At 63.7% G+C, this 13,639-nt stretch carries 9 protein-coding genes and 1 tRNA gene; 6 read left to right on the forward strand and 4 right to left on the reverse strand.

The genetic code is table 11. The features are described 5' to 3' along the window. Positions 1-213: 213 nt before the first annotated feature. Positions 214-2,946 (reverse strand): S-layer homology domain-containing protein, encoded by a 2,733-nt coding sequence (locus B047_RS0111315; RefSeq protein ID WP_026234830.1) that lies wholly within the window; start codon positions 2,944-2,946, stop codon positions 214-216. 801 nt (positions 2,947-3,747) lie between these two features. Between B047_RS0111315 and glmS the strand changes: the two genes are divergently transcribed. Next, on the forward strand, positions 3,748-5,562 hold the full coding sequence (gene glmS / locus B047_RS0111320; RefSeq protein WP_026234831.1) for a glutamine--fructose-6-phosphate transaminase (isomerizing): 1,815 nt from the start codon (positions 3,748-3,750) through the stop codon (positions 5,560-5,562). A gap of 251 nt (positions 5,563-5,813) precedes the next feature. Here the strand turns inward: glmS and B047_RS0111325 are convergent. Further along, positions 5,814-5,890, reverse strand: a tRNA-Arg gene (locus B047_RS0111325). 86 nt (positions 5,891-5,976) lie between these two features. Here B047_RS0111325 and B047_RS0111330 point away from each other — a divergent pair. From B047_RS0111330 to B047_RS0111345, 3 genes are all read left to right on the forward strand, one after another. Next, positions 5,977-7,194: an MFS transporter gene (locus B047_RS0111330; RefSeq protein ID WP_018467083.1), complete on the forward strand. Its 1,218-nt coding sequence runs from the start codon at positions 5,977-5,979 to the stop codon at positions 7,192-7,194. Positions 7,195-7,369: 175 nt separating this feature from the next. Further along, positions 7,370-7,966, forward strand: coding sequence for a TRAP transporter small permease subunit (locus tag B047_RS0111340; RefSeq protein WP_018467085.1), 597 nt, complete (start codon positions 7,370-7,372; stop codon positions 7,964-7,966). Next, positions 7,963-9,318: a TRAP transporter large permease gene (locus tag B047_RS0111345; RefSeq protein WP_018467086.1), complete on the forward strand. Its 1,356-nt coding sequence runs from the start codon at positions 7,963-7,965 to the stop codon at positions 9,316-9,318. The genes B047_RS0111340 and B047_RS0111345 overlap by 4 nt, the downstream gene beginning before the upstream one ends. 52 nt (positions 9,319-9,370) lie before the next feature. Here the strand turns inward: B047_RS0111345 and B047_RS0111350 are convergent, their stop codons facing one another. Next, on the reverse strand, positions 9,371-10,450 hold the full coding sequence (locus B047_RS0111350) for a TRAP transporter substrate-binding protein (RefSeq protein ID WP_026234832.1): 1,080 nt from the start codon (positions 10,448-10,450) through the stop codon (positions 9,371-9,373). A 432-nt stretch (positions 10,451-10,882) separates the two neighbouring features. Here B047_RS0111350 and lysJ point away from each other — a divergent pair, with 432 nt between their 5' ends. Both lysJ and B047_RS16755 read left to right on the forward strand, forming a co-directional pair. After that, positions 10,883-12,082 carry a [LysW]-aminoadipate semialdehyde transaminase LysJ gene (lysJ, locus tag B047_RS0111360; RefSeq protein WP_018467089.1) on the forward strand — a complete coding sequence of 400 codons (1,200 nt, stop codon included), beginning with the start codon at positions 10,883-10,885 and terminating at the stop codon, positions 12,080-12,082. Positions 12,083-12,090: 8 nt separating this feature from the next. Continuing rightward, positions 12,091-13,176 carry a [LysW]-lysine hydrolase gene (locus tag B047_RS16755; RefSeq protein WP_018467090.1) on the forward strand — a complete coding sequence of 362 codons (1,086 nt, stop codon included), beginning with the start codon at positions 12,091-12,093 and terminating at the stop codon, positions 13,174-13,176. 29 nt (positions 13,177-13,205) lie between these two features. Here the strand turns inward: B047_RS16755 and B047_RS0111370 are convergent, their stop codons facing one another. Next, on the reverse strand, positions 13,206-13,625 hold the full coding sequence (locus tag B047_RS0111370) for an OsmC family protein (protein WP_018467091.1): 420 nt from the start codon (positions 13,623-13,625) through the stop codon (positions 13,206-13,208). Between the last annotated feature and the right edge of the window lie 14 nt (positions 13,626-13,639).

Genomic DNA, 13,639 nt, shown 5'->3' on the forward strand with positions numbered 1-13,639 from the left:
AGAAGCGCTGCTTCGACCTGGCTTCTTTGGGCTGCCAGGGTGCGATCAAAGGGATCTTTATGGTCGGTAGGGAGTTGTGGGGCAATGACTACATGAGCACCCTCAATAAATAGCTCATCTGCCAAGAACACGTTTGAGAAAATCACCCCCTAGCACTACACGATCTCAACAAAAATCCCCACCCGAAGGTGGGGACTTGGCTCGCATCCGAGCTTAGAAGGAGTAGCTGTAGGAGATGCGGAAGCCGTAGCTAGGGGTCTGAGTGCCAGCAGTGCTGTTCACCAAGTCGCCCCAGTGTGCGAAGACCCCGAAGCCGCCGTAGGTGTAGTTGACGTACAGGCCGCGCAGCTCGAAGTTGATGGTAGAGCCTGTGGTATCGTCGGAGTAGATGTAGCTGGTGGTGTAGTCGAAGAGGTGGTTCTCCACGCCGGCTGTAGCGGAAGCGCTGCTGAGGCCCGTGCCGCTATAGGAGGCGTAGGTGACGTTGAGCTTGGCACCTGCAGCCAAGAAGTCGGTCAGGCCCAGCCCGAAGTTGTAGTAGGTTTCACCACGGGAGGAGCCGATGTTGGAGGTACGCTGCACGTAGGCGCCCGTCAGGTTGGGCTTGAGGAAGCCCAGGTTCAAGGGGTCGGTCGTGAGCTGTACGCCGAACTTCAGGGCAGAGCCGCTGGCGCTGCCGCTTGCCGCGTCGAAGTAGAAACCGGGCTTGATGGCGATGGGACCGAGTTTGGTGTCGAGGTCGGCGTTGACCAGGATGTCGCCGCGGTCGTAGTCACCCGCAGCAGCCGTTTCGATTTGCCTGTACTCGACGCCCAGGTTCAAGCCCTTAATGAAGGCGTTATCGGCCTTGCCATCGTGAGAGAGCTTGAGACCGTACTTGCTGTCGAAGCGGTCGCTGCTAGGCAGCAGGGTACCACTGGCGTCGGTAGCGTTGTAGAAGTAGCCCATCGCGCTGAAGCCAGCGAAAAGGTTGGCGGTAATGTCCCCACCCAGGCTGTTCACAACGCTGCTGGAGCTGTCGTAGAAGTCCGCATCGTGGTCGTACAAACCGCTGACGGTGATGAAGCCCAGACCCAGGGTAAGCTTCGCACCGTAGCCGCGCTCGTTGTTGCTGTAAGGACGCGTGTCGTTGCGGCTGGTCTGGAAGTCGATCGACAGACCGGCGTTGTTGGCGTTGTAGCCGCTCGCATTGAAGTTCGGGTCAATGGCGCGGTAGTTCGCCTCGATGGTGATGGGGCCCAAGGAGATGCTGGGCTGGACGTAGAAGGCCTGGTCAACGATGAGGTCGTTGGAGAAGTCCCAGTTGGGGAGACTGGTCGGCTTGGTAGCGACGTACTCACCCTTCAGGTTCAAGAAGCCCAACGCTTTGCCGTTCCAGTCCACCGCGAAGCCTGCACGCCCGGTGCCGTCGGTGTTGCGGGTGTTGTACTCGGCGTAGTTCAGGCCCACGTTGAGACCGAGCAGGTTGTAGACCGAGCGCAGGCCGAAGTAGTCGTTCACCGCCGAGGGGTCACTACCGAAGCCCGTGCCGCTGTTATTAGCAGTGCTGCCCATCACCACGGTGAGCTTGGGGCTCAGGAAAAACTTGTTGGCTTCAAAGGTCACCCTGGCTCCACGCCCTAGACCGCCGGTGTAGTTGGGGTCGGCGTTGGACATGAAGTAGTCGGTGAACTTGAAGTCGTTGAAGCGGGAGTAGCGGAGGGTGAAGGGCTGGCTGTCGATGTTACCGGCCAAGTTGACCAGCAACACCTGAATGGCATTGTCCTCCAGACGAACAGCCCCATCCTGGGTAAAGCGCAGCTGGGCACGAGCCTCGTCGAGGTTGAAGCCACTGCCAGTGCCTACGGGAGTCCGCTTGACGCTGAAGGTCAGGATAGCACGGGCGCGGGTATCGCCGCCGCTGAAGAAGTCGGGGTTGTCGATGGTTTGCCCATCGTCATTGGCGTCCCAGGTGTAGTCACCCCAGACGTTGGGGTACAGACGCTCGATGTCGTAGTTGGCCCCGGTGGTGTAGCTGTAGCCGTAGCGGGCGGTCAGGTTACCAGTGAGGGTGAACTTGTACCCTTCCAGTGCGGCCACGCGCTTGTCCAAGCCCGACACGGCGGTCTCGAGCGCGCTCACCTTCTCGGAGAGGGAGACGAGGTCGGTGCGCAGGGCCGAGGCGAACTCCTGCAGCGCGGCGACGTCCTCGAGGGTGGCGTACTGGCTGAGGTCGATGGCCGGCTGACCCTGGAGATCGGCCAGGGCCTTCTCCACCGCGGTCACGCGGTCCTGCAGGGAGAGCACGTCCTGGTTCAGCAGCACCGCCAGCTCGTTGAGGGACGAGATGCTGTCGGCGTTGGCCTCGACTTCGCTCTTGAGCGCGGCCACGTCGCCTTCGACGGCGTCAAGACGCCCACCCAGCTCCTGGGCCTGGGCCAGGGCGGTATCGGCAGCTACGGAGGCGGCCTCCACCCGGTCGGCCAGGTCTTGCAGGGCCTGCTGGTCCATCGCTTCCCCGGTGGGGGCCTGGGCACCCTTCAGCTCGTCGATCTGGGCCTGCAGGGCGGCGATGTCATCCTTGGTGGCGGCGTTGTCCTCGAGGGCCGACACGCGCACGCCCAAGGCGGCCAGCTCGGCGGCCAGCTCCTGAACGGCGTTTTGCAGCGCGGCCTTCTCCTCCTCGGTCATGGCCGTCACGGCCTCGGTGGTGGGCCCTTTGCCCTTCTCAGCCTCGAGCTGCTGCAGGAGGCGGTAGATGATCAGGGCGGCCTGATAGCGGGTCAGGTTCTCGTTGCCCCGGAAGGTGCCGTCGGGGAAACCAACGATGATCCCCCGAGCCGTGATGGCCTCCACGGCTTCCTGAGCCCAGTGTCCGGCGGGAACGTCGGAGAACTGAGCTGCGCCGAAGCCCATGGAGAGCACGGTCAGGAGACCGGCCAACATGATGACTAGCTTCTTCCTCATAAGCCTCCTCACCCCTCGTGGGGGTTGGAACTGTGGGTCGCGGGGTGGGAATGAGCCTGAGGCGAGTTGCCGCGTTTCCTCTCTCTGGCTAACCCTTTCCGCTTCCCAGATGTGCAGGCAAACCTCACCCCTCATTGGGCTAAGCTACTTCTCACCTTGCACATCCGGCGGCATCATACCGATGCAAGGCCATAAATGTCAAGTTTTTTCACGCTCCAGGCCCAAAAAGTCTTAAGCTATACTGCCATCTGGGCATGACCTGGGCATGACGCACGGTCGGACCCCGAGAAATTCAGTCACAGACGGCTCTGTAGAAAGGAGGGGTGGTAGAGAACCACGGGGAGCGCAGGGGGTAGAGGGGTGGTTACGATAGACCGAGTTCAAACTTCTTTCTACCTTACGCGGCGGTGGAGCCCGAATGCACGAACAGCGGTGCAATGGGGTATATCCGGCATCGAACCCAGCCGGTAAAGAGCGAAGGATTCCGCGGATGCCACCAGGGAGCGACCCCTCCCTCCCGTCTGGAGCAAGCTCCAGCAAGCGTCAGGCAAAGCCATCACCGTGAGGGGTGGACAAACCGGGCGCAGGGTCGAGAATGCGCGAGAAAAACCCTACAGTGGGTCCAGAGCGCCAGATTTGGGCTCGAGATGGCGGGGCGGTCCTTTGGGGTGACCCATCGGGCCCCTTGCGAGAGCGCCCGCGGGTTTAAGGCGTCTGGTCCTGATATGGCCATCGGCGGCTCCCACAGGGGGTCTTATGACATGGCAGCACCGGGGGTGCTGCGCGGTGAGGAACTGAACTATGTGCGGAATCGTGGGATACGTGGGTTTTAGGAACGCTACCGACGTGTTGATGGAGGGCTTGAAGCGCCTGGAGTACCGGGGCTACGACTCGGCGGGGGTTGCGGTCAAGGTGGGGGGTAGGCTCGAGGTGATCAAGAAGGCGGGCAAGCTCTCGGTGCTGGGCGATGTGCTCAAAGACGAGAAGCTGCCGGGGCACTTCGGCATCGGGCATACCCGCTGGGCCACCCACGGGGCGCCCAACGACCCCAACGCCCACCCCCACACCACCGAGGACGGCCAGATCGCGGTGATCCACAACGGCATCATCGAGAACTACCTGCCGCTGAAGGAGGGCCTGCTGGCGCGGGGTCACCGCTTCAGCTCGGAAACCGACTCCGAGGTGCTGGCCCATCTGATCGAGGAGAAGTACCGGGGCGACCTGGTGGAGGCAGTGCGGCTGGCCCTCTCGGAGGCCTACGGGGCCTATGCGTTGGTGGTGGCCCACCAGGACCACGAGGAGATCGTGGTGGCCCGCACGGTGAGCCCACTGGTGATCGGCCTGGGGGAAGGGGAAAACTTCGTAGCCTCCGACGTGCCCGCCCTGCTGCCCTACACCCGCCGGGTGATCTTCTTGCACGACGGCGATATGGCGGTGGTGAGCCGGGAGGGCGTCAGGGTCACCGACCTGCAAGGAAACGAGGTGCGGCGGGAAGTGGTGGAGGTGGACTGGAGCCTCGAGGCTGCCGAGAAGGGCGGCTACCCCCACTACATGCTCAAGGAAATCTACGAGCAGCCGCGCGCGCTGGAGAACACCCTGGGCGGGCGTCTGTCCGAGGCGCGTGCGGGCGTCGAGCTGGATTTGCGCCTTGATCCCACCCGCTTCGACCGGATCCACCTCGTGGCCTGTGGTACGGCCTACTACGCGGGCTGGGTGGGCAAGTACCTCATCGAAAGCCTGGCCCGCGTGCCGGTCGAGATCGATGTGGCCAGTGAGTACCGTTACCGTGATCCGGTGGTAGACGACAGGACCCTGGTCATCGCCATCAGCCAGTCGGGGGAGACCATCGATACCCTCGAGGCCCTGCGCGAGGCCAAGCGCAAGGGGGCGGGAACGCTGGGCGTGATCAACGCCAAGGGCAGCAGCATCACCCGCGAGGTCGACGACACACTCTACATCCACGCCGGGCCCGAGATCGGGGTGGCCTCGACCAAGGCCTACATGGCCATGCTGGGCGCGATGGCCATGCTGGCGGTGTGGATGGGCCGGGCTCGGGGCGTCCTCCCAGAGGCAGAGGCCAGGGCCTTTTTGGGCGAGCTGCGCAAGATGCCCCGGTTGGTGGAACAAACCTTAGAAAAACGCCAGGAGATTGCGCACATCGCCGAAAAGTACCATCAGGCCGCCGACTACCTTTTCCTGGGCCGCCACATCCAGGCCCCTACCGCCTACGAGGGGGCCTTGAAGCTCAAGGAGATCAGCTACATCCACGCCGAGGCCTACCCGGCTGGCGAGATGAAGCACGGCCCCATTGCCCTCATCGACGAGCACTTGCCGGTGGTGGTGCTCACCACCGAGAGTCCCATCTACGAGAAGACCCTCTCCAACATCCAGGAGGTGCGGGCGCGGGGCGGGCGGGTGATCGCGGTGGCCACCGAGGGCGACCTCGAGGTCCGTCGTTTCGCTCAGGACGTGATCTACGTGCCCCGCACCCATCACCTGCTGGCCCCCATGGTCTCGGTGGTTCCCCTGCAACTGCTGGCCTACGAGACCGCGGTGCTGCTGGGGCGAGACGTGGACCAGCCGCGCAACCTGGCTAAGAGCGTGACGGTCGAGTAGGGTCGTACATCTCACGCAAGACCCCGGTTTGCTGATCGCAGCCTCGCCTACGTCCCCGGCATCTTCGCTGCCGGGGACGCTGGTCTCGAGCAGGAAGGGGTCGCGCTTCAAGGCCCAGCCGCTGGGGCACTTGCCCTCGAGCCCTAGGTCGGTGCCGGTGAGGGCGCCGGCCGCGCCCATCATAGGACGGTCGCATCAAAAACAACCCCTCAGCTCAGAGCCCGAAAGCTCGTTCCTGAGGGGTTTTTCTCTGGCGGGCGCGGCAGGATTCGAACCCACGACCTACTGATCCGTAGTCAGTCGCTCTATCCAACTGAGCTACGCGCCCAAATGCGTCCAATAGGGTAGCACAGGGCCTAGGGAGTGTCAACTTGAGGGAAGGCGGTGTCCTGGGCTTCGTATACTGAACCTCAAATGTCAGCCAATACGACCCCCTGGTTCGCGATCCTTTCCTCCTATTGGTTCGCCACCAGCTTCAAGTGGTTCCTGATTCCCCTGGTATTGCTCCCGGCCCTGGTAGATCGCCTGGTTCCCGAGACCGAGCGAGCGGCCCGGCTGGGGCTCATCTATGCCATCACCATCGCACTGGCGCTGATGGGGCCGCCGCTGTTTGGCTATCTGTCGGATCGGGTGGGTCGGCGGATGCCTTTTTTGGGTATCGGGGCGGTGCTGACGGCAGTGGCCCTGCTCTGGATGGCCTTCGCACCTAACTACACCCACCTGCTGCTGGCCTACATACTGCTCCAGCTCTCCGACGACCTCTCCACCGGCCCCTACTCGGCCCTGATCCCAGACCTTGTAGCCCGCTCGAGGCGCGGGGTGGCTTCGGGATGGATGGGTACCCTGCAGGTATCGGCCCAACTGCTGGCTGGGGGGGTGGGTTTCCTGCTGCCCAACCTGCAACTCCAATTGCTCGTCATCGCCCTGGTGAACCTGGCGGCAGCGGCCTTGGTGATCCGCAGCGTCGGCGAGGTGCCGGGACTCAAGCCCAGCCTGCGCGGCCTCGCTCCGAGCCTGCTATCCCCTTGGCGCAACCCCGACTTCCGCTGGGTCTGGGGAACGCGTTTTTTGGTGATGTTGGCGGTGTTTGCCATGCAGAGCTACCTGCAGTTCTACCTCGAGGACGTCGTGCGTAGCTTCCAGGCCTTTGGCCGGGTGCTGGCCGCTGAGCCCTTCCAGGCGGTGGCTTTGCTGGGGTTGTTGATCGCGTTGGGCGCTGCGGTGTCGGCCATTCCGGCGGGAGGGGCCTCCGACCGGCAGGGGCGCAAACGGGTCATCTATTTCGCGGGAGCGGGCCTAGCTGGGGCGGTGCTGCTGATCCTCCTGTTCCCCCGCTACGACCTCTTGCTGGTGCTTTCGGTGGTGTTTGGGGTGTTCTATGGCGCCTACGTGGCGGTAGACTGGGCCTTGGTCTCGGACGTGCTGCGCGACCCCCACTCCCACGCCACCGACATGGGCCTGTGGCAGATCTCCATCGTGCTGCCCCAGGTGGTGGCCGGTGCCCTGGGGGGGATGCTGGAGCGCTTCAATGCTCAGGTGCCCGGCCTCGGCTATACCCTGCTGTTCTTGTCGGCGGCGGCCTGCTTCGTTGCGGGAACCTGGCTCGTGAGCCGAATCCGGACTGCCCGTTGAGGCTAAGGTATGTTTATGCTTGCGACGCGTGTAGATATTCCATTCCGAGTGCAGCAGACCTGTGGGAGAAGATGCCTATGATGGGGCCGATCATCCAGCTCGGGCGGTTGACGTGGCTGTGCGTGCCAAATAGGATGGCGGGCGACGAAATGCACAAGGTTATGAGGAGGCGGTTGTGAAGGCACTTCTTGGCTTATCGCGCGTCATAGACAGCCTGAACACCTGGATCAACCGTGGCGTGATCTGGCTGATTCTCCTGGTTACGCTGGTGGCGGCGGGCAATGCGGTGATGCGCTACGGACTCAAGATCAGCTCGAACGCCTGGCTCGAGTTGCAGTGGTTCATGTATGGCCTGATCTTTTTGCTCGGCGCCAGCTACACCCTGCAGAAGAACGGCCACGTGCGGGTAGACGTACTCTACGGCAAGTACCCACCTAGGTTGAAGGTCTGGGTGGATCTGCTGGGCACGCTCTTCTTCCTGATCCCTACCACCGTGGTTATCTTCCTCACCACCTTGCCCTGGGTGCGCGCTTCCATCAGCATCCGCGAGATGTCCCCAGACGCTGGGGGGCTGCCCTACTGGCCCATCAAGCTGGTGTTGCCCATCGCCTTCGCCCTGCTGTTCTTGCAGGCCATCTCCGAGCTGATCAAGCGCATAGCCATGCTCACGGGGCATCTGGAGATCCCACAGTACATGACCGAGGAAGAAGCCGAGGTTCAGGAGGTCAAGGCAATCGTCGAGCAAAACGATCAGAAGGAGGATGGGCAGTGAGCTTCGAAGTGATGGCCCCGCTGATGTTTGTGGGCCTGGTGGTCTTTCTCCTGCTGGGCTACCCGGTGGCCTTCAGCCTGGGCGCGGTGGGGCTGCTCTTCGGCTGGATCGGGGTGCAGTACGACTTTATCCAGCCGGTGTTCCTGCAAAATATCCCTTTGCGCATCTTCGACACCCTCAAGAACCAGACCCTGCTGGCCATCCCTTTCTTCACCTTCATGGGGTTGATCCTCGAGCGCTCCGGCATGGCCGAGGAACTGCTGGACACCGTGGGTCAGCTCTTCGGGCGGCTGCGGGGGGGCGTGGCTTTTGCGGTGATCCTGGTGGGGGCGATGCTGGCCGCCACCACCGGTGTGGTGGCGGCTTCGGTCATCGCGATGGGCCTGATCTCACTGCCGGTGATGCTGCGCCACGGCTACTCCCCGCGCATCGCCTCCGGGGTGATCGCGGCCTCGGGCACCCTGGCCCAGATCATCCCGCCCAGTCTGGTGCTCATCATCATGGCCGACCAGCTCGGCGTGAGCGTGGGCGACATGTACCGGGGGGCCTTCGTCCCTGGCTTCATCCTCACCGGGCTCTACCTGGTCTACGTGGTTTTGGTGGCCCTGATTAACCCCAAGGCCGTGCCCGGCCTGCCCGAGGAGGCCCGCACCCATCGGGGCGCCCAGCTGGCTTGGCGGGTGCTCACGGTGATGATCCCGCCTTTGGTGCTGATCTTCCTGGTGCTGGGCACCATCTTCCTGGGCATCGCTACCCCCACCGAGGGGGGGGCGATGGGCGCGGTGGGGGCTCTGGTGCTGGCCCTGGCCCGCCGTCGGCTGAGCCTGAAGGTGCTGCTGCAGGCCATGGAGTCCACTGCGCGGCTGACCTCCTTCGTGACCTTTATCCTGGTGGGCTCGCGCATCTTCAGCCTGGTCTTCGTGGGCGTGGACGGTGACCGCTGGGTGGAGAACCTGCTCGAGACCGCCCTCCCCGACAACCCCATCGCCTTCTTGCTGGTGCTCAACCTGCTGGTCTTCCTCATCGCCTTCTTCCTCGACTTCTTCGAGATCGCCTTCATCATCATCCCCCTCATCCTGCCGGCGGTGACGGGCATCATGGAGGGCCTTTATCCGCAGGACTACAAGATGGGGCTCTACTGGTTCGGGGTGATGCTGGGCGTGAACCTCCAGACCTCCTTCATGCATCCGCCCTTCGGCTTCGCACTCTTCTACCTGCGTAGCGTGGCCCCTCCCAGCCTCAAGACCAGCGACATCTACTGGGGCGCGGTGCCCTTCGTGGTGATCCAGGTCATCATGGTGCTGATCGTGCTGTTCAACCCTTGGTTGGTGACGAATTGGTTGGCCAAATAGCGCCCATCGCAAGAACCCCCGCCTTTGGGCGGGGGTTCTTGCCACTACAGGATCAAATGCCGGGGAAGGCAAACTGCTCGTAGCCCAGCTCCTGCACCGCCATCTCGCGGTAGCTCTCATCGCGGAACTTCTTCCAGGGGGTGTAGATCTTCTTGAACGAGGCGTTCTTGGCGGCTTCCTCCTCGTAGATCTCGAAGGCGGCCTTCTGGGCGGCCTTGAGGATCTCGTTGGAGAACTTGCGCAGCTTGACCCCGTTCTTGAGCAGGCGCTGCAGGGCGGGCGGGTTCTGCGCGTCGTACTTGGCCAGCATGTGGACGTTGGCCTCGGCCGCCGCGGTCTCGAAGGCCATCTGGTAGTCCTTGGGCAGCTTCTTCCACTCGTTGAGGTTGACGATGAAGGACAGGCCGGGGCCGGGTTCCCACCAGCCGGGGTAGTAGTAGAACTTGGCCACCTTGTAGAAGCCGAGTTTTTCGTCATCGTAGGGGCCCACCCACTCGGCGGAGTCCACGGTGCCGCGCTCGAGCGCCGGGTAGATCTCGCCGCCGGCGATGGCCTGGGGCACCACGCCCAGCCGGCTCCAGACCTGGCCGCCGATGCCGGGGATGCGCATCTTGATGCCCTTGAGGTCGGCCAGGCTGTTGACCTCCTTGCGCCACCAGCCGCCCATCTGGGCTCCGGTGTTGCCGCCGGGGAAGTTGATCACGTTGAAGTCGACCAGGAATTGCCGCATGGCCTCCACGCCGCCACCGTAGTACCACCAGGCGTTCTGCTGGCGAGCGTTGAGGCCGAAAGGCAGGGCAGCGTCGAAAGCCATGGCCAGGCTCTTGCCCACGTAGTAGTACATCGCAGTGTGGCCCACCTCAACAGTGCCTTGCTGCACTCCATCGAGCACCTGCAGGCCCGGAACGATCTCGCCGGCAGGAAAGGCGCGGATCTGGAACTTGCCGTCGGTGAGCTGGCTGACCCGCTCGGCCAAAATATCCGCCGCCCCGAAGATGGTGTCGAGGCTCTTGGGGAAGCTGCTGGCCAGACGCCAGCGGATGGTGGGAGCAGCTTGGGCGTAGACGGGCCCGAACACCGAGCTTGCCGCCACAGCTACACCGGCTTTTTTCAGCATTTCACGACGGTTCATGATTCCTCCTTGGCTTGTAGCATCCGCACCAGCACGGACACGAAGCATTTGAGCGCTGAAGCGGTGTGAGTCAACCCCTCGAGCCCGCCTGGCATTGAAAGATGCGCTGTGATTATATGCAATGGATATGGGCCTTTCAACCTGATGAAAGTGCGCGATGGCGATGGCTATGTAAATACACGAACACCCTTTCTGCCATCCTAAGCAGGGCGCGGCTTTGGCTGAGTTCCCAGCGGCAAAAGAGGCCTTAGCACGTAGCGGTGCTTGACAGGAGGTGTAGAAAGTCTTAGCCTGAGCCCGGCATGTTCGTGTCCTCGCGCAAACCCGTGCGACGGGAGGTGGGTTAGGCCCTATAGGCTTTGAACCCTGCTCCCGGCCCTTTCGCATGGGCCGGGTTTTTGTTTGGGGAGGCGAACGTAGAATGGAGGGAGCATGCAGACGGCGCTGAACTGGCTCGAGGTGGAGAAGACCCACGACTCCGGCGTGTACAACAAGCACGACGTGGTGATCGTGCGGGGTGAGGGTGCTCGCGTGTGGGATAGCGAGGGCAACGAGTACATCGACTGCGTGGGTGGCTACGGGGTGGCCAACCTGGGGCACTCCAATCCCCACGTGGTCGAGGCCGTGCAGCGACAGGCGGCTACGCTGATGGTGATGCCCCAGACCCTGCCCAACGACAAGCGGGCCGAGTTTTACGCGGCCATCACCGGTATCCTGCCCCCCTCCTTGCGGCGGGTGTTCCCCTGTAACTCGGGCACCGAGGCCAACGAGGCAGCGCTCAAGTTCGCCATGATGGCTACGGGCAAGCGCAGATTCGTTGCGGCCATGCGCGGCTTCTCGGGTCGCACCCTGGGTGCGGTGGCGTTGTCGTACGAGCCGAAGTACCGCGAGCCCTTCGGTCCCTACGGCCACGAGGTGGTGTTCATCCCCTACAACGACGTCGAGGCCCTGAAGGCTGCGGTGGACGAGCACACGGCGGCGGTCTTCCTCGAGCCCGTCCAAGGCGAGGGGGGGGTGCGCCCGGCGACGGCGGAGTTCCTCCAGGCCGCCCGCCAGGTTACGTCCGAGCGCGGTTGCCTGCTGGTCCTCGACGAGATCCAGACCGGTATGGGCCGTACCGGCAAGCGCTGGGCCTTCGAGCACTTCGGCGTCGTGCCCGACATCCTCACCATGGCCAAGGCCCTGGGCGGGGGTGTGCCCATTGGTTGCATGGTCATGACCGACGCGGTGGCCGACAAGATGCCCAAGGGCGGTCATGGCACTACCTTCGGCGGCAACCCGCTGGCGATGGCCGCGGGGGTGGCGGCGATCGGCTACCTCGAGCGCACCCGCCTGTGGGAACGCGCCGCCGAGCTTGGCCCGTGGTTCATGGAGCAACTGCGTTCCATCGGCTCGCCTAAGGTGCGCGAGGTGCGCGGCCTGGGTCTGATGATTGGCGTGGAGCTCAAGGAGAAGAGCGCGCCCTACATCCAGCGCCTCGAGCGCGAGCACCGCGTCCTCACCTTGCAGGCCGGGCCTAACGTGATCCGCTTTTTGCCGCCCTTGGTCATCGAGCAGGCCGACCTTGCGCGGGTCGTGGAGGCGGTGCGCGAGGTGCTGGCCTGGAGCCCCAAGGCAGAGCAGGTGGGGTGAGGCGGCCTATGGAAGCGCTGGAGTTTCTCAAGGGGGCGCTCGAGATCCCCTCGCCCTCGGGGTCGGAGCGCCTGGTGGCGCAATACCTGGTTCATGGCATGGAGCGCTTAGGCCTCAAAGCCTGGGTGGATGAGGCCGAAAACGCCCGTGGGACCTGGGGACACGGCCCTTTGCAGGTTGTGCTGCTGGGCCACATCGACACCGTGGCCGGGGTGGTCCCGGTGCGGGTGGAGGGGGACAAGCTCTTCGGGCGGGGTTCGGTGGACGCCAAGGGCCCCTTCGTGAGCTTCGTGCTGGCGGCGGCGGGGCTGCCGGAGGAACTCAAAAGCCAGATCACCGTGCACCTGGTTGGAGCCACCGAGGAGGAGGCCCCTAGCTCCAAGGGGGCCCGCTACGTGGCCGACAAGCTCGAGCCCGATTACGTGGTGATCGGGGAGCCTTCCGGTTGGCAGGGCATCACCCTGGGCTACAAGGGCCGCTTGTTGGTCAAGGCTCGCCGCCAAAAGGATCACTTCCACTCCGCACACCACGAACCCAACGCCGCCGAGGAGCTCATCAGCTACTTCACCTCCATCAAGGCCTGGGTCGAGGCCATGAACGTGGGCCAGGGGGCCTTTCACCAGATCCAGTACACCCTGCGCGACTTCCGCATCGAACCGGCCGAGCTCGAGCAGGTGGCCGAAATGTTCTTCGACCTGCGCCTACCCCCCCGCCTGCAGCCCGAGGACGCGGTGCGGCACCTGCTGGCCTATGCTCCCCCCACCATCGACCTGGTGTTCTCCGGGCGCGAGGTGCCCTACGTAGGCCCCAAGGACACCCCCCTCACCCGCGCCATGCGCCTGGGCATCCGCCAGGTGGGGGGAACCCCGGTGTTCAAGTACAAGACCGGCACCTGCGACATGAACGTGCTGGCCCCCCACTGGTCGGCCCCCATGATCGCCTACGGACCCGGCGATTCTACCCTCGACCACACCCCCTACGAGCACGTGGAGATCCCCGAGTTCCTCAAGGCCATCGAAGCCTTGCGGACGGCGCTGGTTCAGCTCAGCCGCAGCGGGGTTCCAACGGGGGTAAATGTGGATGAAAGCCGGTAGCTATCCTTTGAACCTTCTCCTCGCTCCGCTTAGATGAGCCTGGCCTCGAGCGTGATCTCGGGTACGGCGGCCAGCGCCTTCGAGACGGGGCACTTTGCCTTGGCCTCCTGGGCTAGCTCCTGGAATTTCTCCTCGGAGAGGCCGGGAACTTTGGCTTCGAGCCGCAGCTCGATCTTGGTGATGGTGGGCCCTTCGCCCAGGTGAACGCTGGAGCTGGCGTGCAGGCGCTCGGGGGTGAAGCCGTTGTTGGTCAGCAAGGCCGAGAGGAACATGGCGAAGCAGCCCGCGTGGGCGGCCCCGATCAGCTCCTCGGGGTTGGTGCCGGGCGCGTTTTCGAAGCGCGAGGCGTAGGTGTAGGGGCCTTCATAAACCCCGCTTTGCAGCTTGAGGTGGCCTTTACCCTCCTTGAGGGTGCCCTGCCAGACAGCTTCCGAGGTACGTACGGGCATAGCTTCCTCCAAAA

This window comes from Calidithermus timidus DSM 17022 (genome assembly GCF_000373205.1).
GTDB classification, from domain to species: Bacteria; Deinococcota; Deinococci; order Deinococcales; family Thermaceae; genus Calidithermus; species Calidithermus timidus.